The following is a 23,693-nucleotide window of genomic DNA, read 5'->3' on the forward strand; positions in this document are numbered from 1 at the left end:
TTGTGATTTTTAAAAATGCAAATAAGTTTTACTTATTTGCACTATATTTTAAAATTATTGGTTTACTATAATTTGGAACATCATCATATGTAAATATTGCATAATATTTATCAATATCCATTGCTCCAAAATCATCATAAGTATAAACATCTTTACCTGCATAAAGCTTTTGCCCATCATAAGAAGAGTAAGGAGCTCTAAATGGATTTTTAATGACCTTTACTCCTACAAAATCAATATCTACTGGATTTTCCCATGTGATTTTCACTTTTCCATTATCTTCAAATATTTTTGCATTTTTAACTTGAGCTAGTGGACTTCTTCGCTTAGGGATATGCTCTATTATAAGTTTTGGAGAAAGTGAAATATTTTTAATTTCCCAAGAAACTTTTTTGTCTTTCAATACTTTTTTAGATGAAGTAGGCTTTAAAACAAAAGATACATTTGTTTTATCCTTTACCTTTTCATTTAAAATTTTCTCTGAGAATGTATCAAACATAAAGTATTGAGTCTGATTATTCTTAAGCTCAGTTGCACTTACATCATAACCTATATTTTGGATAATCTCTCTATTTGCAATGCTCTCATAAGATTTTTCTATATTGTCATCTACAAATTCTATATGAAATCTGATATCATCTTTTATGTATATTTTTGTTGAGTTCAACTCAAAGTATGCTTTTGTAATCATACTGCTTTCATAAGGAGGCAAAGAGGCTAAATTAAACTCAAAAGTAGAATATATTTTTGATCCATTTTCATCAAAACCTGCTGTTATTTCATCGTCTTTTATTTCATTTTTACTTATTGTATGAACATTTGTTGGATATAAAGCTGTAATTTCAGGTTTTAAAGTATATGTTAGTTCAAGTCTTGGCCTATAAGGTAAACCAAAACCAAATTTCCCATAACCTATATCCCATTGCATCATTTGTCTTGATCTTCCAATTCTAAGCTCTTTTGGACCTTCAACTCTTAAAATGATTTTATTATCATGAATAGATTTCTTAAGGAATTCACACTCCATTGCTGATAATTCCCAAGTTCTCCAAATACCTTGAGTTAATTGATGAGATTGAGTAGGTCTTCCTATATATTTAATAAGTTTCATGTTTTCAACATCATCAAAATCAGTAATATCACCCATTTGTGTTTGATCAACAATTGCCACATTCCACTCACCATATTTTTCAATAGTAGTTGAAACTCTATTTATTGGGTATAAATTAAATTCAGCATGTTTAATCATTGCGCTTTGAGGTAATGAGTTTACATTTATGGTAATTACAGCATATGAAACACCTTTATTCTCATCAACACCAACAAATAATGAGTTAACACCAAAATGTTTGGCATTGTCATTGATATTTTCAGATACATAACCTGTTTCATTTTTACTAGCGTAATATGTTCTGCTAAACTCATCATATTCTAAATTTGTTTTTATTTTAACTTGTGGACAATAGGGTGATTTGATACCTGTTTTACTATTTACAGCTCTTATATTATAGTAATAATCTTTATTTGAAAAAAGATTAATATCATTAAATTCTAAGTTTTGTGTTCTAGCAATTAGATTATTATCATTACAAAAAGATTTATCTTTTAAACTTCTATATATTTCAAAAAATACATTTTCTTGCTTTTCATACTCCCATTTAAGGTTTACATGGGAAGAACCAATTTCAACTACTTCAAAAGATTCCACTCTTTTTAAAGCAAAATCACTATAATTTGGAACTTCTGATACTGTACTTAGTAATGCAGGAATATGTTCTCTTAAATGCTCGTTCATATCATCCATATAATCACTTATATTTCTAGTACCAACTTCCACTACTGTTGAAATAATACCCTTTGAATAGTAAAATTCTCTACCACTTCCAGAAATAAGCTTCGCAGGAGGTTTTCCTTGATGAATACCATATTCTCTTCCAGATATTTTTCTAATTTCTTCTGCCATATTTGCACATATTGTATTCATGTCTGTCGTATCAATTGTATCTTCGTGCCTAAAATCATGAGCAGGGAAAAATACATTTCCTTGAGAATGGTAATCTAAAGCAATAGTTATATTTTCATGGCTTTCTACAAAATCTTTTAAAGCTTTTGTTTCTGGCTCTGAAAAAGGCTGTGGACCACCATATACATTTGATGTAGTAAGACTTGATTTTATAAAACCAATAGGAAAGTTTCTATTTAAATCAACTCCATAAGTTCCATCAGCGTTTACACGTCTATTTTTTCTCCAGAAAGAAAAATGATTTCTTGAATACTCATATCCATCAGGATTTGCACAAGGAACCATATAAATAGTTGTATTTTCTAAATATGACCTAATTTTAGGGTCACTTTCATAATTTTCTAAAACATAATTTGCAAACTCTATAGCCAATTCATGTCCAACCCATTCTCTTGCATGTATAGTTCCTGTATAAAATAATGCAGGTCTAGAAGAAGCGGTTTTAATATCTTTAGAAATTGTAATAACATTTATATCTCTTTTTTCCCACGTTTGTCCTATAGAGTCCAAACTAAAATAAAGAGGATATTTTTTTTGTAATTCTTTAAATATATCAGTTGACTGAGTATATGATCTATAAAGTTGTTTCAACTTATTCTCCTATTTTTAATCTAGACTTTAACTGAACTAGTTTATTCTTTCCTATTCCATCAATCTGCTTTAATTCATCTATTGTAGTAAAGCCATCAATAGTATCTCTAAAGTCTAAGATAATTTTTGCTAACTTTGAGCCTATACCTTTGATTTTTCTTAAAGTATCAACATCAGCACTATTTATATCAATTCTCATATCATCAATATTATCATCCCATACTTTTAAAAGCTGTTCATCTATTGACTCTAATTCTAATAAATCACTAGTATCAGTTACAATATTTTCTTTTAAATACTCATGTATTTCTAATGCAAGTTCTTCTTCCATACCATGTAAAGTCATAATATCAGTTAATGAAGCACAATTTAAATTTATTTTATCAAGGCTAAATTCATTTTTTAAAGGCTTATTGTTTAATTCTTTTTTTATTGGTAGGTCTTTTGGATTAATAGAAGCAGGATAATCTAAATCATTTGACTGTTCAGTAATTTCCATATCAAAATCATCTTTTGGATCATTTATGTACCAAGTTCCATCACAAGAAGGCTTATATTTGCTAAAACCAATATGTCTCATAGTTCTTAGTAATGATGAATCAATTTTTCCTAACTCTTCCCATGAGAATAGGGGAACATGTGGCATACCAAATCTTCCATTTGAGAAGTCCCACATTAAGTATTGACCAATCCAATCTCTAATATAAGGGAAGGCTGCAAAAGCTGTTGCACACTCTAATATATAAGGTTTATCAGTTTTAGCACAAATAGCAATATCACAAGCCCAATATTCTGCTTTTGCTGCTTTACTTGCTTCTACTGCTAATTCTAAGGCATTCATAGGTACATTTTCATATGACATTGAACCACCCTGAGAAGTATTTGTAATCCATTCACCTTCTCCTGAAAATCTCCAAAATGCACAAATTGGTTTATGTCCTATTAACATAACTCTTAAATCCCCTGAATATTTTAAATCAATCGCATCTTGAGTATAAATAGGACTATATTTTTTCTCATCTAATAGTTTTTTCGCTTCTTTATAAGTATCAGCTTTATGCACATAATATCCACCATAATTTGATGGCCCATATGATCTTTTAATAATTTGAGGATATGAAGCTTTATTTTTTAAGTAGTTAAAACCTTTTTTATTATCATAAAAAATTTTAGTTTTTGGAATACTAAGATTGTTTTTCTCACAAAATAGTGTTACATTCTCTTTTGATTTGTTTGAGAACTGTGTTTGAAGTGATGGCACAAACCTAACATGTGGCAACTCTTTAGATATTTCTACAAAAGTATCATAAGCAGTTGCAGGTATATTACCAATTAGAATATCAATCTTCTTTTTTTTAACCTCTTTAATAAATCTTTCTTTATCATTTTTCCAGTGATATACAACTTCTTCAATTTTATCAGGCCAACCTTTGAAATTTGAATGATCAAAGAATCTTAAAACATAATCAAGATATAAAAATCCTAACTTTGGTAATTTCTGCATTTTCTCCCCTTATTTTTTTGTTTTTTTATCAATTAAGTTTGCGATTAACTCTATTTTTTTATCGTTAAAATCAAGTCCAAGTTTTTCTTGTTCTGGTGTTGCAAAAGCTGGAATTCCATTTACTTCTAAAACAATATATTCTTCTTTTTTTCTATCATAGATAATATCAACACCTGCAATATCAAGTCCTGTAACTTTAACAGCTTTTAGTGCCAAATTGATTACATCATCATTTGGTTCTCTAACAAAAACACTTCCTCCACTGGTAATATTTGTTTTCCAACTACCTTCACTTGCTTTTCTACCATAGCAAGCAACATATTGACCATCTACAATATCAACTCTATAATCAGTATTATCATAATCAATAAATTTTTCAACATAAAAGTATCTTAAATCCATTTGATTCAAAAATGGAATTAACATGTCTAAAGTTTCACGATTTTCTATTTTTGTAAGACCAACTCCACCCCAACCGTCAGTTGGTTTGTATACCATCTTACTCCATTTTTTCATTATTTCTTGAAGATGGTGTGTGTCATCTCTATGACAAAGCTTATAATCTGCTGTTTGAATCTTATTGCGTCTTAAAAGAAAAGATGTATGAAATTTGTCTTCTGTTAATTCAAATGCATCGTAAGAATTAATCATAGGTATCACATGATTTAAAGCTTTATACAAATACATTTGATATTGAGTTTGTTCACCCGCATTATAAGAAAAGAATAAGTCTAATTTATCAAGTTTTATACCGTCGTATAATATGTGCCCATTCTTTGCTATTGCATTTCTTAAGTTTATATCAGCAATAACATCTATATCTCTTTGTTTAAGTTGCTTAATTAGTTTTTCTTGTATCTTATCTCCACCACCATTTTGGTATAACCACATACCAATCTTTCTATTCCCCATAGTACCCCTTCTATATAGTTAATTATTATTTTGATAATAATCTAAAATTTCTGTCATCATTTGTATTCTTTGCTCAAATGAACTTTTAAGTGCTCGCTCTTTTAATGTATGATCACCATAGCCATATGGACCAAAACCATCAAGTGTTATAACTCCACAATTAGAAACTATATTTGCATCACTAACTCCACCTCTATGCTCTTTTGGAATTTTTAGTTTTGTTAGTTCTTCTAGAAACTTTAAATAATCTAATTGTTCTTGGTTTTCTTCCATTACATCTCTTTGAATTATTCCATCAAGATGACAAGCAGAACCTTTTACAAAACTAGTATTTGAAATTTCTTCTACAGCTTTGATAACTCTTTGTTTTTCACTTTTCTTATCAAACCTAAATTCAAACATCATTTCAAAATGAGGTGAAACTGTATTTATCCCAATTCCTCCCTCACATTTTCCAACATTGATTATAGTTCCTTTATTTATATCCATAAGTTCACTATATTTTTGAAGTTTGATAGCCCCTTCTAAGTTTGCATTTATTCCTTTTTCATAAGAAGTCCCTGCATGTGCTGCTTTCCCGTCAATTTTTACTATATATCTTCCAACACCTTTTCTTGATGTTACAAGTTCTAAATTTTTACCTGCTGCTTCAAAAACAAAACAATAATCATAATTTTTTGCAATACTAGAACTTACTTCTTTTGAATCATCACTTCCTGTTTCCTCATCACTAACAAGTAAAAAATCAATATTAAAGATTTGTCCATTTTTTTCATATATATTCCGTAAAGCTTGTAAGGCAACAATATTGCCACCTTTCATATCACAAACTCCAGGACCATATATCCAATTATCATCTTCATCCCATTTTTCAAAATAGTCTTGAGGAAATACTGTGTCATTGTGACCAAGCAGAAGTATTTTTTTGCCAGTTTTTTTTGTGGATTTAAATAAAAGATGGTCACCTATGAACTCTCTTTTATATGTAGTTGTTGAAAACCCAATATTTTCAAGCCATGTTTTCATTTGTAAACCAACCTTATCTACACCACTTTTATTTGTAGTATAAGAGTTAATTTTTACTATTTTCTTAAGATCTTCTAAATAGTTCATTTTTTCACTTTTTTGGATTATATAAATACACATAAAATTATATCCTAAAAAAGTTACATTTTGGATACTATGAAAAAATAGTTTTTAGATTTAATTTGTAGAAAAAAAAAGGCATTGTAAAAAATGCCTTTTTTTTGAGTAATATAAATATTATTTATTTATATTTTTATAAATGATAGTATTTCTTGTTTTCACCAGAAATTATAAATCTTAGTGCATTAAGTCTAATAAATCCTTCTGCATCTTTTTGATTATATACTTCATCTTCTTCAAAAGTAGAGTGAGCTTCTGAGAATAAAGATTTTTTAGAATCTCTTCCTACAACGATAACATTACCTTTGTAAAGTTTTAATTTTACTGTTCCCTCAACATTTTCTTGAGTTTTATCAATAGCAGATTGCAGCATTTCTCTCTCAGGAGAGAACCAATATCCTTGATAAATTAACTTAGCATATTTAGGCATTAATTCATCTTTTAAATGAGCAGCTTCTCTATCTAAAGTAATTGATTCAATTGCTCTATGAGCTTTTAACATGATAGTTCCACCTGGAGTTTCATAACAACCTCTAGCTTTCATTCCAACATATCTATTTTCAACAATATCAATTCTTCCAATACCATGTTTATTTCCATAGTTATTTAAAGTTTCTAAGATAGTTGCAGGTGACAACTCTTCACCATTAATTGAAATTGGGTCACCATTTTTATATCCAATTGTAATATACTCAGGTTCATCAGGTGCTTTTTCAGGAGAGTTAGTCCATAACCACATAGATTCCTCAGGTTCTGCATTTGGATCTTCTAAAGATAAACCTTCATAAGAAATATGAAGTAAGTTTGCATCCATAGAGTATGGAGAAATAGCTGGGTTACCATCTTCATCAATATGTTTTTGGTCAATTTCAATACCATGTTTAGCAGCATATGCTAATAATTTTTCTCTTGAATTTAAGTCCCATTCTCTCCATGGAGCAATTACTGTAATATCTGGGTTTAATCCTAAGTATCCAAGTTCAAATCTAACTTGGTCATTACCTTTTCCTGTAGCACCATGAGATACAGCATCTGCACCCATTTTATTTGCAATCTCTATTTGCTTTTTAGCAATAAGTGGTCTTGCAATTGATGTTCCTAATAAATATTCACCTTCATAAATTGCATTTGCTCTAAACATTGGGAATACATAATCTTTTACAAACTCTTCTTTGATATCTAAAATAAAAATATTTTCAGGTTTAATTCCACAAGCTAAAGCTTTTTCTCTTGCAGGTTCAACTTCTTCACCTTGACCTAGATCAGCAGTAAAAGTAATAACTTCAGCATTATACTCATCTTGAAGCCATTTTAAAATAGTAGATGTATCTAGCCCACCACTATAAGCTAATACAACTTTTTTAACATCTTTTTTACTCATTTAATTTATCCTATGATTTCATATAAATTTTAAGCATATATTATATCTAAATGTAACTATAAAATAATTTAAACATATTATTAACCTTTACTTAATACATAATATATAAAAAGCACTTTTAATAATAATTAGATATAATCACTCTTATGAGAATAGATAAATTTTTAAATGCAGTAAATATTACAAAAAGAAGAGCAGTTGCTGAGGATATGCTTGAACATAAAGTTGTTTTTATAAACAATCAAGCTGTTAAAAAAGCAAAAGAGGTTAAAGTAGGGGACTTAATTGAAATTAAATACCTTGAAAAAAGTGACAAATTTGAAGTATTACAAATACCTACTTCAAAATCTACACCTAAATCTAAAATGGAAGAGTACGTAAAGAAAATAGAAGGATAAATATGTTTAATAGTGCAAAATTAAAATTTGATGATATTTTTGAAAATAGGTTACCACAAGAAGAAGTAAGAGACTATTTAATTGAACTTTACGAAAGAGGTGAAACAGCAGCTGAAATTGCAGGAGCTGCGAGTGCTATGAGAGATCATTTGATACCACTTCCTGTTCACTATAGTATTAAAGAGAAGCTAATTGACAATTGTGGTACAGGAGGAGATAAGTCTAACTCTTTTAATATTTCTACAACAGTATCAATTTTATTAGCTGCTTGTGGTTCATATGTAGCAAAACATGGAAATAGAAGTATTACAAGTAAAAGTGGTAGTGCAGATATGCTTGAAGCCTTAGGTATTAACTTAGAAATGTCATTAGAAAATTCAGCAAAAATGCTAGAAGATGCAAACTTTTGTTTTATGTTTGCACAAAAACATCATCCAGCAATGAAATACATAATGCCTATTAGAAAGTCAATACCACATAGAACTATCTTTAATATCCTAGGTCCTTTATCAAATCCAGCAACAGTTTCAAAGCAACTTATAGGTGTATTTGATAAAACTTATATAAATAAGATTGCTTACGCTTTAGATATGCTTGATACTAAAAGATCAATTATTGTTTCTTCAAAAGATGGAATGGATGAAGTATCTATTTCTGATATTTCTTATGCTACTTCTTTAATAAATGGTAAAATTGAAGACTTTGAAATTGACCCAGAAATATTTGGACTTAAATTAGCACCAAAAGAGTATATAGTTGGTGGTGATGAAAAAGAGAATGCTTTAACAACAAAAGCTATTTTAAGTGATGAAATAATAGGGCCTAAGCTTGATATAGTACTTATTAATGCCGCTGTTGCTTTAGTAGTTGATGAAAAAGCAAGGGATATAAAAGAAGGTATTGAAATTGCAAGAAATGCTATAAAAAGTGGAAAAACAAAAGAAAAGCTAGAAGAGCTTATTAAAATATCAAATCAATTAAACTAAGTGAAATAAAATTGGCAAAAGAGTTTGAACTAAAAGAAAATGAATTAGAAATACTAATTTCATACTTAAAAGCAATCTTAAACAACAAAGATTGTATCGTAATACTAAGAGGTGACTTAGCAAGTGGTAAAACTACACTAGTTAAAAACTATGTGAAAAGCTTAGGTATAGATGACTTAGTAACATCTCCTACATTTTCAATTCAATCAATTTACTCAAATGAAATATTTCACTATGATGTTTATAATAAAACATTAGAAGAATTTATTTCACTGGGAATGCTAGAAGAGTTTGAAAAACAAGGACTTCACTTTGTAGAGTGGGGAGATAAAAAACTTCAAGAAATACTAAATGATTATGGTTATGAAGTTTTAGTAATAAACATAGATAAAAAAGACAACAAGAGGTTATATACAATTGAATCATAAACTACATATAAAAGATATAACAAAAACTATTAAAAAAACGCAAATATTACATGGCATTTCCCTAGAAGTAAAATCAGGAGAAATTATTGGTTTATTAGGGCCAAATGGTGCAGGTAAAACTACAACTTTCTATACAGTTTGTGGATTAGTAAAACCAAGTTCTGGTGATGTTTACTTTGATGACAAAGAAATAACTCATCTTCCTTTACATAAAAGAGCTTTAAAAGGAATAGGTTATTTGCCTCAAGAGTCATCTATTTTTAAAGACTTATCGGTTGAAGATAATCTTATGCTTGCAGCGCAAATTGTAACTGATGATAAGGAAGAACAACACAAAAGAGTAGAAGAACTACTTGAAGTATTTAATATTGAACCTATTCGTCAAAGAAAAGGTGTATCATTATCAGGAGGAGAGAGAAGAAGAACTGAAATTGCAAGAGCTCTTGTTTCTCATCCAAAATTCTTATTACTAGATGAACCTTTTGCTGGTGTTGACCCAATTGCGGTAAAAGATATACAAGAAATTATTTCACAATTAACAAAGATAAATATTGGTGTTTTAATTACAGATCATAATGTAAGAGAGACTTTACAAATTTGTGATAGAGCATATGTTATGAAAGCTGGTGCATTACTTGCAAGTGGTACTAGTGAAGAAATAAGAAATGACGATAAGGTAAGAGAACACTACTTAGGTGAAGATTTTAACTTCTAAAGTTAAATCTTCTTAGTGTACTATTACTTTATTTCTACCAGTTCTTTTAGCTTCATATAAAGCTTCATCAGTTCTTGCTAAAAGAGTGTTTTCATCATCTCCATCTTTTAAAGAAGCAATACCAAAACTAGCTGTCAATCTTAAATTTTTAGAACTAAAATCTTTGTCTTCTATAGCAGCTCTTATTTTCTCAGCCACATTCAAAGATCCTTCTGATGAAGTTTCAGGAAGTAAGATCAAAAACTCTTCTCCACCCCATCTAACAACAATATCATGTTCTCTTACATTGCCTAAAACAACTTGAGCAATATCTTTTAAAACCTCATCGCCTATTTGGTGGCCATGAGTGTCATTTATATTTTTAAAGAAATCTAAATCAAAGATTATTAAAGATAAATCATTTTTATATCTAAAACCTCTTCTTATTTCTTTTCCATATATTTCTTTAAACTTATTTCTATTGTTAAGTCCCGTTAAAGAGTCATGGCTTGCTTGATATTCTAAAAGGTTTGATTTCTCTTTTAACTCTGTAATATCTGTAAGTGACAATACAAAATAATTATCTTTTTCATCATAATTATCAATATTTACGGTAAAAATTCTTTCTTCATTATTTGAATTTTTTATTTTTACAACTCTATCTATCTCAGGAAGTTTTTTAATATAACTTATCCAACACTCTTGTTTTTGTAATAAGTCTTTTGTAATAAAACCATACTCTTCTTGAAATAAATCATAAATATTTACAGTTTTAGAACTAAACTCTTCAATGTCACTAACATTAAAAAATTCTAAGAATCTTTTATTTACATTGGTTAAGCTATTATTATTTGTAACTACTACTATATTATCTTGAGCATCAAGTATTGATTTTAGTTTTTGAACTTCTTGTTCTACTCTTGACTCTAAAGAAACATTTAATTGCTCTAACTCTCTTTTTAATAAAATAGGCTCAATCGCTTTTATCATACTCTCAACTAACTGATATAAATCAATAGGTTTCATAGCATAAGTATTAACACCAACATCTATAGCTCTTTTTAAAAAGTTAGGGTCATTGTGGGCACTTGTAATTACTATTGGTATTTCTTTGTTGATTTCCTTGATTCGTGTACACATTTCAAGACCATCCATTTTTGGCATGTTAATATCAGATACAATTAAATCAATAGCTGATGAGTTTTCTTTAAAAGTTTCTAAGCCTTCTAAACCATTTGCAGCTGTATATACTTTTTTTACCAATGAACCTAAAAGCTTCGCAGTAAACTCTCTTACATCATTTTCATCTTCCACATATAAAACAGAGATGTTTTCTAAAATCTCTTTATTCATTGTTTTCTCCTGTAAACTCATACAAATTAGGTTCGGCTATTGGTGCTGAAAAATAATAACCTTGTGAAAAATCAGTTCCCAACTCTTTTGTAATATTAAAGATTTCTTCATTCTCTACAAATTCTGCAATTGTTTTTAAGTTTAAATTCTTAGCAAATTCTACTATAGTTTTAGTAATTTTAAAAGAGTTTTCATCAACTGCAATATTTTTAATCAATGAAGCATCGATTTTTAAATAATCAACATTCATTTTCAATAAGTGTTCAAAATTAGAATAACCACTACCAAAGTCATCAATAGCTACTTTACATCCTAAAGCTTTTATCTCATCAACAAAGTTAATTAATAATTCGTAATTTTTAACATTCTCATCTTCTAGAATTTCAAATACAACCTTATTTGAAACATTATATTTTTTTATTTTTTCTTTTATAAAATCTAAAAAATCTGGGTCTTCTATATCTTCATATGAAATATTCACAGAAAATTCAAAGGGTAAATCAGAAAACTTTTTAAAAGATTTTTCTATTACTATTTTTGTAAGTTTTGTATATTGATTAGATTTTTTAGATATATCTAGAAAGAAAAATGGAGATATTACTTTTCCATCTTCATCAATCAGTCTAACTAAACACTCATACTTATCAACCTTCATTGTCTTATTATTTATAAGAGGTTGATAAAATACTACAATCTTATCATTATTAAATGCAGTTTTTAGCTTCTTTGACCATAGCATGTTATTTTCATACTCTTGAAATTTATCTAACTCATCATAAAATACTAAATAGTCTTTATGGTCTTTTTTTGCACTTTGTAATGCAATATCAGCAGTAATAAGCTTATTGTTTTTATTTGAAAAAGAAATACCAGCTGTGATTCTTACATCAATTTCATATTGTTCATAATAGAAAACTTTTTTATAAATCTCTTCTGAAATATTCTGAACTATTTCTAAAAACTTATCTTGCTCTAAATTTGTATTTGTTATACAATAAGTATCAGCTGGGAATTTATATAGGCTTAATTGTTTATAATCTTTAATACAACTATAAATCAACTCACCTACACCTTTTAATATATCATCACCGATTCTATGACCAAAGAAATCATTTATCTCTTTAAATGAATTTATATCAAAAATTGAAATTGCATCTAGGTTTAGTTTATTTTGTTGTAAGCTATCAATTAGTTTAGCTCTATTTGGTAAAGAAGTTAAATTATCTGTATATAAAAGATTAAATAAATCATTTTTATATTTTATTTCATGGGAAATATCATTTAGTAAAATTATATTTGTATGATTGTGGGCAAGGTAGATTTTTTGTATTGTAAAATACTTTTTCGCACCTTCATAAATAATACATACCTTATTATCTTCTTTTTCTGTTTTTTCTAACCAGCTATCATCACCTTTTTGAATACACTCGTTTTCATTTTCAAAGATATTAGAAATTTTTATATATTTTCCATTTATTTCATCTTCATTTTGACAAGATGTTAATTGATTAAAATATTGATTTGAGAAAATTACATTTTCCCCATCTGTTAAAAATAGTGGATTATTAATATTATTTATTATAGAACTTGATAATTCTTGCTCTTTTTTTATTTGAATATCTTTTACATGTAAACTATTATAGTTTTCAAGTTTAAAATATAATTCATCATAATCAACAGGACTTAATAAATAATCATAATCTTTTTTCGATCTTTCATTCTCACAAATAAGTAAAATTGCAATATTTAATTGCTTACATCTTTGTGTTATTTGTTCATAATTACTAATGTTTGTATTTAATACAAGTAAATTTTTATTCTCTAAATTAAAAAGAACTTCTTTACTATTAGTAGAATAATTAATTGTTATATCACTAGTATATTTTTTAATGTGCTGATTAAACCCTAAATAGTCTTCAAGGTTCATATCAGCTATTAAGACACTAAAATGCATTCTTTACCTTAATGTTATCAGTTTTCATAGTTTTACATAAAAATGCTTTAAAATTACTTTTACAGCAATAGTTCCAGTAAAGCTATAATTTAAAAATTATTTATTAAATATTTTAAGTGCATTGTTTAAATCTTCTTGTGTATCAATACCAAAAGATTTAGACTCAACTTGAACCATTGCAATTTTATTACCATTATCTATTGCTCTTAACTGCTCTAACTTTTCTACTGCTTCAAGTTTTGATGGATTTAATTCACAAAATGCATTTAAAGATTTCTTTGTAAATCCATAAATACCTAAATGTCCATAGTAACTAGAGTTATCATAGTGATCTCTGTGATATGGAACTTTTGCTCTTGAGAAATATATTGCATTTTCTAACTCATCTAATACAACTTTTACATGATTTGGATCATCTGCAAGTTCTGAACTGATTTTTTTATAACAAGAAGTAATCATAATGTCTTCATTATTTTCAATTACATCTTTTACTCTATTAATTACAGCTTCTACAACTTGTGTTTCAATAAAAGGTTCATCTGCTTGAACATTTACAATTACTTCATTCTCATCTAAATTTAGTTTATTTACAGCTTCATTAATTCTATCTGTTCCACTTTGATGCTCACTTGATGTCATAACAGCATCAAATCCATGCTCTTTTGCAAGATCAATTACTTCTTGTGAATCAGTTGCAATTACAACCGTGTCTAATGTACTTACTTGCTTTGCAGTCTTTATAACCATAGGTAAGCCCATAATATCAACTAATATTTTATTTTCAAATCTACTAGAGTTTAATCTTGCAGGTATAATAATCATTTTAATTCCTTATCTTGTAAAACCTTATTTTTAGTGTATATATTATAATATAATATCTTTAAATACGACTATGAAAGAAGAAATTAATGAAAAAAACTATTACTGTTATTGATACATTTGGATTTTTATTTAGATCTTATTATGCTTTACCCCCTTTAAAATCGAAAACTGGTTTTCCAACAGGACTTTTAACTGGTTTTATGAATTTTGTTTCAAATATAGGTAAAGATTTTCAAACAGACTACTTAGTTTTCGCTCTTGATGCTAAAGGTGATACCTTTAGAAGTGAAATATACCCTGAATATAAGTCACATAGACCTGATGTACCACAAGACTTATTAGCGCAACTTCCTGTTGCAATTGATTGGATTGAAAAGATGGGCTTTAAAACTGCCATTAGAACAGGTTTTGAAGCAGATGATATTATTGCTTCTATTGCTCATGATGCAAAACAAAAAGATTTAGAAGTTAGAATTGTCTCTCACGATAAAGATTTATACCAACTAATAGAAGATGATTCTATTTATCTTTTTGACCCTATTAAAAAAGTTGTTATAAACGAAGAAAACTGTTATTCAAAATATGGTGTTAGACCTAATCAATTTACAGATTATCAATCACTATTAGGTGATAGTGCCGATAATGTTCCAGGAGTTAAAGGAGTAGGTGCTAAAACAGCAGAAGCTTTAATAAAAGAGTATGGAACACTAGATAATATTTATGCTAATTTAGAAAACATTGAAAAGAAAAGATGGAAAACACTTCTTACTGATGGAAAAGAAATGGCATTTGTATCAAAGCAATTAGTTACACTTAGTCAAGATTGCCATTGTATTGACAATCTTGAAGAGTTTAACTTACCAGAAGAAAATCCGATTTTAAAAATAGCTCATATTTTAGATGAATATGATATGAATAGAATTATTGATAGAGTAAATAAAAATGGCTTAAACTACAAAACTAAAATACCAGAACCAAAAGTAAAAGAAAACTATGAATATGTTTTATTAGATAATGAAGATAAACTTTTTGAAGTAATTAACTCAATACCTAAAGATACAATTGTAGCTTTTGATACAGAAACAACAGATGTAGATGCTAAAAATGCAAAAATTGTAGGTTTTTCTTTTGCATATGAAACAAACAAAGCTTATTATGTACCTATTTCACACTTTTATTTAGGGGTAGGGGAGCAAATAAGTTTAGAAGCTTCAAAAAAAGCTATTGAAAAACTTAATGACTTTAAACTTGTTTTACAAAACTACAAATATGATTATGTAATCGTAAAAGAAAATTTAGGAATACAATTAAGCCTTTATGCTGATACTATGATTTTATCATGGCTTTTAAATACTGCTGAAAAGATAGGGCTTGATTATCAAGTTGATAAATATTTTGATCACAAGATGATAGCTTATAAAGATGTTGTAAAAAAAGGTGAAAACTTCTCAAATGTAAATATAAATGAAGCTTGTAATTATGCAGCTGAAGATGCACTTATGACTTTAAAACTATTTAATAAACAACTAGAATTATTTAAAGATGAAGAAAATACTGAACTTTTAGATATTGCTTTTAAGTATGAATTTGATTTCATAAAAGTATTAGCAAATATGGAAGACAATGGTATTAAAATTGACTCAGACGTTCTAAAAGAGTTAAAAGAGAAAAATAGTATACACATTAATGAATTAACTATAAAAATATATGAATTAGCTGGTACTGAATTTAATATAAACTCTCCAAAACAATTAGGTGTAATATTATTTGAAACATTAGAGCTACCAGTAATTAAAAAAACAAAATCAGGATACAGCACAAATGAAGTAGTTTTACATAAACTAGAAGACCAACATGCTATTGTTCCATTACTTTTAGAGTATAGAGAAGCATATAAACTACAATCAACATATTTAGAACCACTTTTTAAACTTGCATTAGAAAATAAAGATAGTAAAATTCATACTTCATTTTTACATACAGGAACAGCAACAGGAAGATTAAGTTCAAAAAATCCAAATTTACAAAATATTCCTGTAAGAAGTAAAGTAGGTAAGCAAATAAGAAAAGCATTTATTCCTCAAGATGGTTACAAATTAGTAGGTATTGATTATTCTCAAATTGAACTAAGACTTCTTGCCCACTTTAGTGAAGATGAAGCCTTAGTAGAAGCTTTTAGTCATAACTTAGATATTCATAGACAAACAGCTGTTAAAATTTTTGGTGAAGAAGAAGCTGATGCAAAAAGATCAATTGCTAAATCAATTAACTTTGGATTACTATATGGAATGGGAAGTAAAAAACTAGGTGATACTTTAGGAATTCCATCAAAAGAAGCAAAAGTATATATCGAATCATATTTTGAAGCTTTTAAAGATGTAAAAGACTATTTAAAATCAATAGAAGATTTTGCATATGAAAATGGTTTTGTTGAAACTTTAGTTAAAAGAAAAAGACTTTTTGATTTTAATTCAGCAAATGGAATGCAAAAAGCTGCTTATTTAAGGGAGTCTGTAAATACACTTTTTCAAGGAAGTGCAGCAGATTTAATTAAATTATCAATGCTTGAAATATTTAAAAAATATGAAAGTAATGAAGACATACGAATGTTATTACAGATACATGATGAACTTATTTTTGAAATAAAAGAAGAGAAAATAGAAAAAATAACTTCAGATTTAGAACAAATCATGGAAAATATTTACAAATTAAAAATACCTCTAAAAGTGTCAGTATGCGTTGGGGAGTCGTGGCAAGACTTGAAATAATCTTAATTCTTACTTAATTTTATGCATTTTATAACTTTTATTTTGACATGTAAAGAAATATTTGTTATTATTATGTTGAAAAAATTAATACATAAAGAGTAATAACATGTTAAAGACAGTAAGAAATATAAGAAAACTATACAACGCTAAGTTACTTTTTATTAGTGCTGATGAAAATGTACATCAGACTATAGAAAATGAATTTGATGATTATTTCAAAGAATTGAAAATTGCGAAAAATTTAATTGAAGCTATAAAGTTAGCTACTTCGAGTACTTATGATATGGCTGTTATTGATACAAATATTGAAGGTGTATCTTTCTCTGAACTTTGTACTGAGTTATCAGAGGTTGCACCTACTTTACCAAAGATTGTAATTTCTGATTCTGATGAAAATGAAAACATTGTTACAGCTATTAATAATGGTGCCTATACTTTTTTATCTAAGCCTTTAAGAGCAAAAGATATTAAATTAGCAGTTATTATGTGTCTTAACCAAACAAAAAGAGGGGATAAAATAGAGTTTGATCATGGTATTTATTTTGATGAATATAGAGATCAATTCTTTAAAGCTGGTGGAGTTCTAATTGAATTTACTAGACTTGAAAAGTCATTCTTAAAACTTTTGATTGCTAAAAGAAATGAAGTCGTTGATTATGATATGATAAAAGAAGTTGTTTGGAAAGGTAAAGATATGTCTATTTACACTATGAGAAATATTGTAAATAAAGTTAGACAAAAAACTTATTATGAAATAGTAAAAAATCACTCTAACAAGGGTTACACAATAGATAATCTTAAAAAATAAGATTATCTATTTACAAACGTTAATAAAAAAGTTATAATATGCATGAAGAACTTATAGTATCAAAAGAAGAGTTGATCAAACTTTTCGAAGAAGAAACCATCAAGGATACAGGAAAAGGCTGGCTTATGGAAGATAAGGAAGTGGATATTATAGCTTTACATGAAGTTGACCCCAAATTCCTACAAGATGTCACCAAGGCAAAGTTCTACAAATTAATTCAAAAAGGTAATAAATAATGTCGCATTGTCCATACTGCAAAAAGAAAATTGCTATGAGCAAAGCTTTTTGTTCAAGAAGCTGTAAAGAGAACTATTTTCAATTAATAGCTATACAAATTCCAAAACCATTCTTAAAAAGAATTTTTGTATTTTGTACACCAGAACAAAGAGAAGCTGAAATAGAAAATTTTGCTAATAGACATGGATGGAGATTAGATTTATTAAAAAAGAAAATAGATGAACTAGCAATACAAAGTGGTTATATCGAAGAGAATAATTAAAACTATTCTCTTCGATTCTTTTTTATTTAATATTTAAATTGTCTCTTTTTAAAACTACATAAATAACTATACAAATCAGTGTAAATAAACCTGAAATAAGCATTCCCATAGTTAGCCAATTGCTATATATGAAACCTAACTGAACATCAGGCTGTCTATAAAACTCTGCTATAATTCTCATAATAGAGTAAAGAACTCCATACATCAAGGCTAGTTGCCCATCAAATGATTTTCTATTTCTAAAATAAACTAAAATAGCAAATACAACAATTCCCTCTAAGAATGCTTCATATAACTGAGAAGGATGTCTTAAAACACCATCTACATAAATACCCCAAGGAACATCAGTAGCTCTTCCCACTAACTCTTGATTTACAAAATTCCCAATTCTTCCAAATACATAAGCAGCTGAAATACCCAATACAGAAATATCAGCTAAAAACCAAAAAGACACTTTGTTTCTTCTTGTAAATAAATAAGAAGCAATGATAAATCCTATAAATGCACCATGATAACTCATACCAGCAATTCCCACAAATTCACCATTAGCAAAGGGGTTAAAAATTTGCCATGGATGAGTTAAGTAATATGAAGTATTTGGGTCATAAAATAAAATATAGCCTAGTCTAGCACCTAAAATAACACCTATTTCTACCCACCAAATATATGAATCAAAAAGATCATTTGATATAGAAAGCTTATCTCTTTTAATAAACCACTTAGCCACAAAAATAGCTGAAAGTAGAGCAAGGGCATACATTATTCCATACCAGTGTACAGAAATCCCTGCAACATTAAATGCTACAGGGTCAAAATTTGAGTATATGTTTTGCCACTCTTGCATTACTAGTCTAATGCCTCAGCGATTAACTCAATTGGGTTTTTAAATACTACTTCTTGTACATCTGCTTGATGTAAAGAGTTTGTTATTTGCATTCTACATGCACTACACTCAGCACTTACGATTTGAGCTTTTGTATCTTTAATCATTGCTGCTTTTGGAGCGCCTGCTGCTTTTGCAAACTCATATTTTTCAGTTTGCATAGTAACACCACCAAATCCACAACATCTATTTGAATCACTCATTTCAGTTAAAACATAATTTTGTTTTAATAAAGTTCTTGGTTCTTCCCATACACCTTGCATCTTTTTAGCATGACAAGGATCATGATAAGTTACAACATCTTCCATTTTTTTGTCAGATTTAGCAAGCATATCTTTAAGTTCTGTATTGTTTTCTAACCACTTAGTAGCCATAAATACTTTTTTAGAAATCTTTTGTGCTCTTGCTTTCCATTCAGGTTGATCATGTAAGTAATGTTCCCAATCTTGATTAATCATTGCAGAACAAGTTGCTTCAGGAATAATAATTGCATCGACTTCATCAATCCATGATTCAAAGTACTCAATATTATATTTAGTTAAATAATCAACTGTATCAAATGCTCCTGTAAAATATGCAGGTGCACCACAACACTTTTGTTTCTTTGGAATAAATATATCAAGCTCAAGTTTCTTTAAAATCTTAACTAAAGAATCCCCTGTTGCAGTATAAGTATAATTACTCATACATCCAATAAAGATTGCAACCTTTCCTTTTTTGTTTTCTTCTTGCTTTTTATGTTTTGCAAAAATATTCTCTGGATATTTTCTTAAGAAACTTCTCATATCTGCAAAAGGTAAAGCTCTATCTTTTTTTACAATTGGAAGTGAAAATCTAGGAAGTGCAGACTCTTTAGCTTTATCTATTTTTAAAGCACATGTTTGGAACATCCAACCTAAAGATGATAATAAGTCCATAGTTTTTCTATGTCTTAAAAGATAAAAGAAAAATCTTTTATACCAAGCAATACCATATTTTTTTGCAATATCACTTCTTACTTGTTCAATCACCATATCCGTAGGTAAATCGTTAGGACATGCCTCAACACAGTTTGTACATAAAAAACATGATTCAAAAATATCTTTTGCATTTTGATCAAGCTCTAAATTACCATCTTCATATGCACCTAATAAATCAATAAATCCTCTTGGACTTGTTGCTTCATCTTGGTTTATATTAAAAATAGTACAAACAGGTTTACATTTACCACACTTAACACAATCATCAGCGATTGCGTTATAATTAAATTTATTAATTTTTGACACTTTTATTACCTTATTTGATTTAAAATTTATAATATTTAATATAATAAGCTGTGCAATATACAATAAATAGTGTTAAGAGTACATAAATAGTAGCGCCAACATCGCATTTATGAGGCATTAATAAAACCTTCTTTTTTAATATATTTTTTCAATAATTATCATAAATTTTTAAAGAAATATTTGATAATCTAAAGAATAAATACTAGGAGTTTAAATGAATTTTTTAGAAAATTTTAAAAATAAAAACTTGATAATAGCTCATAGAGGCTTTAGAGATTTTTATGTTGAAAACTCATTAGATGCACTAATAAACTCCTCAAAAAATAGTGATTTTATTGAACTTGATATTCAATTTACAAAAGATTACACTGCTATCATTCATCATGATGAAACCTTGGAGAGAATGTCTAATATACATATGTATCAAAATTATAAGGATTTAAAACCTTGGTATATAAAAGATTTTAATTATAAAGAAATAGAAAACTTAGATATAAAAGGTACTAACATTTCAACTCTAGAAGAGTTTTTAGAAATTGCTAAAAAAAAAGATATATATTTTAATCTAGAAATAAAACAAATGTCAAAAGATACAAATAAAATAGAAGCAATTGATATTATAATAAATCTTATTGAAAAATATGATTGTTCTAAATATGTACTTTTTTCATCTTTTAATCATGAGTATTTAAAGCTTATCAATAAATATAATAAAAAGTATTCAATTGCTGTACTTGATGAAAATATAAAAAGAGAAAAACTTCTTTCATATCTAAAAGATTTAAATGCTCAAACCTACAATATAAATAAAGAATTAGTAGATGAAACCCTTATTAGAAAATTAAAAAAAGAAGGAATTGAAACTTTAGTTTACACAATAAATGATAAAAAGATTATTGACAAGTTATTTAAAAAAGGAGTTAAGGGAGTCTTTACAGACTACCCTTATGAATGATTCAAAAACTAAATAGTTTTTGAGAATCTTCTTTTATCTTCTGGTATTTTATTTAAATAAGCATCAAAAGGCATACAAATATTTCTAATTAACATTGTTCCTGTTTGGCTTACTTGAATTTTATCTTCTGTAATTTCAACAAGTTGAGCTTGAACAAACTCTTCTAAAGCTTCAATTGCATCATTAAAATACTCATTAAAATTAACATTGAACTCATTTTCAACTCTTTTGATATTTAAAGAGAAATTACTCATAAGCTCCATAATTACAAATTGTCTTAACTGATCATCATCAGATAATCTATAACCTTTAAATACTGGTAAGTCTCCATTATCTAAAGCTTGTTCATATGATGGAATATCTTTAAAGTTTTGAGAGTAGTAATCAACTCCATTTCCAATAGATGTTAAACCAATTCCAATTAAATCAGCTCCACCTTTTGTAGTATATCCTTGGAAGTTTCTATGTAACTCACCTTTTTCAATAGCCTTAAATAGTTCATCCTCTGGTTTTGCGAAGTGATCCATACCAACCATTTTATAGCCATTTGATGTAAAGAAATCAATTGTGTCTTTTAGCATTTCTAATTTTTCTTCTGGTTGTGGGAAAGTAGTCTCATCAAACTTTCTCATAGTCTTCATTAACCAAGGAACATGAGCATAATTAAATACTGCAAATCTATCAGTATCTAAAGTAATCATCTTCTCTAAAGTCTTTTTAAAACTCTCTCTTGTTTGATGAGGAAGTCCATAAATTAAATCTGTGTTAACAGAATGAATTCCAGCTTCTCTTGCAATTTTAATTACATTTTGAGTCAATTCAAAAGGTTGAATTCTATGAATTGTTTTTTGAACAGTCTCATCCAAATCTTGTACACCAAAACTTAATCTATTACAACCACCAGCTTTTAATACATCCATATGCTCTTGTGTAAAAAATCTTGGGTCAACTTCACATGAAACTTCTGCATCATCTGAAAAATTTGGAAATATCTCTTTTACTGCATTTATTACTTCTTCAAGTTGAGAAGGAGAGAAAAAAGTAGGAGTTCCTCCTCCAAAATGCATTTGAGTTACTTCTCTTTTTGTATTAAGGTGATTTTTTAAGATACTAAGTTCTTTTTTTAAGTACTGTATATATCTTACTTTTTTATCCTCTTTAGATGTAAAAATAGTATTACATCCACAAAAATAACAAGCACTTCTACAAAATGGCATATGTATATATAAAGATATTGCTCTATCATCACTTTGATTAGAGTAGTACTCTTTTAAATCATCTTGAGTAAACTCTTCACTAAACTCAGGAGCCGTAGGATATGAAGTATATCTAGGTCCTGGTCTTGAATACTTTTTAAATTTAGAAAAATCAATCATTAAACGTTTCTTTGTTTATCTAGCCAAACCATTACACCTTTTTGTGCATGTAGCCTGTTTTCAGCTTCTTGGAATACTAAACTTTTTTCAGATTCAAATACTTCTTCACTTACTTCATAACCTCTATAAGCAGGTAAACAGTGTAAGAAAATTGCTTTATCATCAGCAATATTCATCATTGCATTATCTACCATGTAACCTTCAAACTCTTTTACTTTTTGTTCCTTTTCATCTTCTTGACCCATAGAAACCCAAGTATCAGTAGTAACAACAGTTGCATCTTTTACAGCTGCTTTAGGGTCATTGCTAATAACAATCTTAGCACCAGACTCTTTTGCAGCTTCTAATGCAACTTCTAAAATCTTTTCATCAACTTCATAACCTTTTGGTGTAGCAATTCTAAGTTCAAAACCTAGTTTTGCAGCCATATTTAGCCATGAATGCGCAAGATTATTACCATCACCAACATAAGCAACAACAAGATTTTCTTCTAATCCTGCTTCTTGAATAGTCATGTAATCAGCCATTAATTGTACTGGGTGATACTCATTTGTAAGTCCATTAATTACAGGAACCTTTGAATGATGTGCAAACTCTTCAAGTTTACTTTGTTCAAATGTTCTAATCATTACCATATCAACCATTCTAGATATCACTCTTGAAGTATCGCTCATAGGCTCGCCTCTACCTAATTGAATATCATTTGATGAAAGAAATAATCCTACACCACCTAGTTGATAAATACCTGTTTCAAAAGAGACTCTTGTTCTAGTAGAACTTTTCTCAAAAATCATACCCAAAGTTTGTTTTGGCATATAATCTTTAAACTCTCTTCTTTTTGTCTCTTCTTTGATTTGTTTAGCCAAATCAAGAATTTCTAGGATTTCATCCTTAGTGTAGTCTGCTAATGTTAAGAAATGTCTCATAATAATTCCTCTGTAAATTAA

21 protein-coding genes are annotated in these 23,693 nt (G+C 28.1%); 9 read left to right on the top strand and 12 right to left on the bottom strand.

Annotated features, from left to right (window positions below; all coding sequences use genetic code 11):
- Nucleotides 1–28 precede the first annotated feature (28 nt).
- The 5 genes from NJU99_RS07605 to NJU99_RS07625 form a co-directional block, all read right to left on the bottom strand.
- Nucleotides 29–2,614, bottom strand: a complete 2,586-nt coding sequence (locus tag NJU99_RS07605; protein WP_254575320.1) for a M14 family metallopeptidase — start codon at nt 2,612–2,614, stop codon at nt 29–31.
- A 1-nt stretch (nt 2,615) separates the two neighbouring features.
- Complete coding sequence (locus tag NJU99_RS07610) at nt 2,616–4,118, bottom strand: helix-hairpin-helix domain-containing protein (protein ID WP_254575321.1); 1,503 nt, start codon at nt 4,116–4,118, stop codon at nt 2,616–2,618.
- 9 nt (nt 4,119–4,127) lie between these two features.
- Nucleotides 4,128–5,030, bottom strand: coding sequence for an ATP-grasp domain-containing protein (locus NJU99_RS07615; RefSeq protein ID WP_254575322.1), 903 nt, complete (start codon nt 5,028–5,030; stop codon nt 4,128–4,130).
- Between the two features lie 18 nt (nt 5,031–5,048).
- Nucleotides 5,049–6,176 (bottom strand): M20 family metallopeptidase, encoded by a 1,128-nt coding sequence (locus NJU99_RS07620; RefSeq protein ID WP_254575323.1) that lies wholly within the window; start codon nt 6,174–6,176, stop codon nt 5,049–5,051.
- A 133-nt stretch (nt 6,177–6,309) separates the two neighbouring features.
- Nucleotides 6,310–7,557 (bottom strand): argininosuccinate synthase, encoded by a 1,248-nt coding sequence (locus NJU99_RS07625; protein ID WP_254575324.1) that lies wholly within the window; start codon nt 7,555–7,557, stop codon nt 6,310–6,312.
- 146 nt (nt 7,558–7,703) lie between these two features.
- On the opposite strand from NJU99_RS07625, the gene NJU99_RS07630 reads away from it, so the two are divergent.
- The 4 genes from NJU99_RS07630 to lptB are packed head-to-tail and all read left to right on the top strand — an operon-like array spanning nt 7,704 to nt 10,084.
- Nucleotides 7,704–7,955 carry a S4 domain-containing protein gene (locus tag NJU99_RS07630; protein WP_254575325.1) on the top strand — a complete coding sequence of 84 codons (252 nt, stop codon included), beginning with the start codon at nt 7,704–7,706 and terminating at the stop codon, nt 7,953–7,955.
- Between the two features lie 2 nt (nt 7,956–7,957).
- Nucleotides 7,958–8,941 carry an anthranilate phosphoribosyltransferase gene (trpD, locus tag NJU99_RS07635; protein ID WP_254575326.1) on the top strand — a complete coding sequence of 328 codons (984 nt, stop codon included), beginning with the start codon at nt 7,958–7,960 and terminating at the stop codon, nt 8,939–8,941.
- Between the two features lie 11 nt (nt 8,942–8,952).
- Nucleotides 8,953–9,369: a tRNA (adenosine(37)-N6)-threonylcarbamoyltransferase complex ATPase subunit type 1 TsaE gene (gene tsaE / locus NJU99_RS07640; RefSeq protein ID WP_254575327.1), complete on the top strand. Its 417-nt coding sequence runs from the start codon at nt 8,953–8,955 to the stop codon at nt 9,367–9,369.
- Nucleotides 9,359–10,084, top strand: coding sequence for an LPS export ABC transporter ATP-binding protein (gene lptB, locus NJU99_RS07645; RefSeq protein ID WP_254575328.1), 726 nt, complete (start codon nt 9,359–9,361; stop codon nt 10,082–10,084). The genes tsaE and lptB overlap by 11 nt, the downstream gene beginning before the upstream one ends.
- A gap of 12 nt (nt 10,085–10,096) precedes the next feature.
- On the opposite strand, the gene NJU99_RS07650 is transcribed toward lptB, so the two are convergent.
- The 3 genes from NJU99_RS07650 to kdsB form a co-directional block, all read right to left on the bottom strand.
- Nucleotides 10,097–11,416: a GGDEF domain-containing response regulator gene (locus NJU99_RS07650; protein ID WP_254575329.1), complete on the bottom strand. Its 1,320-nt coding sequence runs from the start codon at nt 11,414–11,416 to the stop codon at nt 10,097–10,099.
- Nucleotides 11,409–13,370 (bottom strand): EAL domain-containing protein, encoded by a 1,962-nt coding sequence (locus NJU99_RS07655; protein WP_254575330.1) that lies wholly within the window; start codon nt 13,368–13,370, stop codon nt 11,409–11,411. Before NJU99_RS07655 ends, NJU99_RS07650 begins: the two co-directional genes overlap by 8 nt.
- Before the next feature lie 96 nt (nt 13,371–13,466).
- The gene (gene kdsB, locus NJU99_RS07660; protein WP_254575331.1) at nt 13,467–14,192 is read right to left on the bottom strand and encodes a 3-deoxy-manno-octulosonate cytidylyltransferase; all 726 of its coding nucleotides are present in this window, start codon (nt 14,190–14,192) and stop codon (nt 13,467–13,469) included.
- An 86-nt stretch (nt 14,193–14,278) separates the two neighbouring features.
- On the opposite strand from kdsB, the gene polA reads away from it, so the two are divergent.
- From polA to NJU99_RS07680, 4 genes are all read left to right on the top strand, one after another.
- Entirely contained in the window at nt 14,279–16,960 is a 2,682-nt protein-coding gene (gene polA / locus NJU99_RS07665) for a DNA polymerase I (RefSeq protein WP_254575332.1), read from the top strand.
- A gap of 106 nt (nt 16,961–17,066) precedes the next feature.
- Complete coding sequence (locus tag NJU99_RS07670) at nt 17,067–17,768, top strand: response regulator transcription factor (RefSeq protein WP_254575333.1); 702 nt, start codon at nt 17,067–17,069, stop codon at nt 17,766–17,768.
- Nucleotides 17,769–17,806: 38 nt separating this feature from the next.
- Entirely contained in the window at nt 17,807–18,004 is a 198-nt protein-coding gene (locus tag NJU99_RS07675; RefSeq protein ID WP_254575334.1) for a hypothetical protein, read from the top strand.
- Nucleotides 18,005–18,039: 35 nt separating this feature from the next.
- Nucleotides 18,040–18,267 (top strand): hypothetical protein, encoded by a 228-nt coding sequence (locus NJU99_RS07680; protein WP_254575335.1) that lies wholly within the window; start codon nt 18,040–18,042, stop codon nt 18,265–18,267.
- A gap of 22 nt (nt 18,268–18,289) precedes the next feature.
- Here the strand turns inward: NJU99_RS07680 and lgt are convergent, their stop codons facing one another.
- Both lgt and NJU99_RS07690 read right to left on the bottom strand, forming a co-directional pair.
- Complete coding sequence (gene lgt / locus NJU99_RS07685; RefSeq protein ID WP_254575336.1) at nt 18,290–19,111, bottom strand: prolipoprotein diacylglyceryl transferase; 822 nt, start codon at nt 19,109–19,111, stop codon at nt 18,290–18,292.
- A 2-nt stretch (nt 19,112–19,113) separates the two neighbouring features.
- Nucleotides 19,114–20,415, bottom strand: coding sequence for a (Fe-S)-binding protein (locus tag NJU99_RS07690; protein WP_254575337.1), 1,302 nt, complete (start codon nt 20,413–20,415; stop codon nt 19,114–19,116).
- 214 nt (nt 20,416–20,629) lie between these two features.
- Between NJU99_RS07690 and NJU99_RS07695 the strand changes: the two genes are divergently transcribed.
- Nucleotides 20,630–21,370, top strand: coding sequence for a glycerophosphodiester phosphodiesterase (locus NJU99_RS07695; RefSeq protein WP_254575338.1), 741 nt, complete (start codon nt 20,630–20,632; stop codon nt 21,368–21,370).
- A gap of 8 nt (nt 21,371–21,378) precedes the next feature.
- Here the strand turns inward: NJU99_RS07695 and hemN are convergent, their stop codons facing one another.
- The gene (gene hemN / locus NJU99_RS07700) at nt 21,379–22,746 is read right to left on the bottom strand and encodes an oxygen-independent coproporphyrinogen III oxidase (protein ID WP_254575339.1); all 1,368 of its coding nucleotides are present in this window, start codon (nt 22,744–22,746) and stop codon (nt 21,379–21,381) included.
- On the bottom strand, nt 22,746–23,672 hold the full coding sequence (gene argF / locus NJU99_RS07705) for an ornithine carbamoyltransferase (protein ID WP_254575340.1): 927 nt from the start codon (nt 23,670–23,672) through the stop codon (nt 22,746–22,748). The genes hemN and argF overlap by 1 nt, the downstream gene beginning before the upstream one ends.
- Nucleotides 23,673–23,693: the final 21 nt, after the last annotated feature.

The organism is Arcobacter roscoffensis (genome assembly GCF_024267655.1).
GTDB lineage: Bacteria > Campylobacterota > Campylobacteria > Campylobacterales > Arcobacteraceae > Arcobacter_B > Arcobacter_B roscoffensis.

What these genes read in the sequence shown, in the direction of transcription:
- NJU99_RS07610 (WP_254575321.1), bottom strand. Translation starts at nt 4,118, where the DNA reads ATGCAGAAATTACCAAAGTTAGGATTTTTATATCTTGATTATGTTTTA.
- NJU99_RS07615 (WP_254575322.1), bottom strand. Translation starts at nt 5,030, where the DNA reads ATGGGGAATAGAAAGATTGGTATGTGGTTATACCAAAATGGTGGTGGA.
- NJU99_RS07620 (WP_254575323.1), bottom strand. Translation starts at nt 6,176, where the DNA reads ATGTGTATTTATATAATCCAAAAAAGTGAAAAAATGAACTATTTAGAA.
- NJU99_RS07625 (WP_254575324.1), bottom strand. Translation starts at nt 7,557, where the DNA reads ATGAGTAAAAAAGATGTTAAAAAAGTTGTATTAGCTTATAGTGGTGGG.
- NJU99_RS07630 (WP_254575325.1), top strand. Translation starts at nt 7,704, where the DNA reads ATGAGAATAGATAAATTTTTAAATGCAGTAAATATTACAAAAAGAAGA.
- trpD (WP_254575326.1), top strand. Translation starts at nt 7,958, where the DNA reads ATGTTTAATAGTGCAAAATTAAAATTTGATGATATTTTTGAAAATAGG.
- NJU99_RS07650 (WP_254575329.1), bottom strand. Translation starts at nt 11,416, where the DNA reads ATGAATAAAGAGATTTTAGAAAACATCTCTGTTTTATATGTGGAAGAT.
- NJU99_RS07655 (WP_254575330.1), bottom strand. Translation starts at nt 13,370, where the DNA reads ATGCATTTTAGTGTCTTAATAGCTGATATGAACCTTGAAGACTATTTA.
- kdsB (WP_254575331.1), bottom strand. Translation starts at nt 14,192, where the DNA reads ATGATTATTATACCTGCAAGATTAAACTCTAGTAGATTTGAAAATAAA.
- polA (WP_254575332.1), top strand. Translation starts at nt 14,279, where the DNA reads ATGAAAAAAACTATTACTGTTATTGATACATTTGGATTTTTATTTAGA.
- NJU99_RS07670 (WP_254575333.1), top strand. Translation starts at nt 17,067, where the DNA reads ATGTTAAAGACAGTAAGAAATATAAGAAAACTATACAACGCTAAGTTA.
- NJU99_RS07675 (WP_254575334.1), top strand. Translation starts at nt 17,807, where the DNA reads ATGCATGAAGAACTTATAGTATCAAAAGAAGAGTTGATCAAACTTTTC.
- NJU99_RS07680 (WP_254575335.1), top strand. Translation starts at nt 18,040, where the DNA reads ATGAGCAAAGCTTTTTGTTCAAGAAGCTGTAAAGAGAACTATTTTCAA.
- lgt (WP_254575336.1), bottom strand. Translation starts at nt 19,111, where the DNA reads ATGCAAGAGTGGCAAAACATATACTCAAATTTTGACCCTGTAGCATTT.
- NJU99_RS07695 (WP_254575338.1), top strand. Translation starts at nt 20,630, where the DNA reads ATGAATTTTTTAGAAAATTTTAAAAATAAAAACTTGATAATAGCTCAT.
- hemN (WP_254575339.1), bottom strand. Translation starts at nt 22,746, where the DNA reads ATGATTGATTTTTCTAAATTTAAAAAGTATTCAAGACCAGGACCTAGA.
- argF (WP_254575340.1), bottom strand. Translation starts at nt 23,672, where the DNA reads ATGAGACATTTCTTAACATTAGCAGACTACACTAAGGATGAAATCCTA.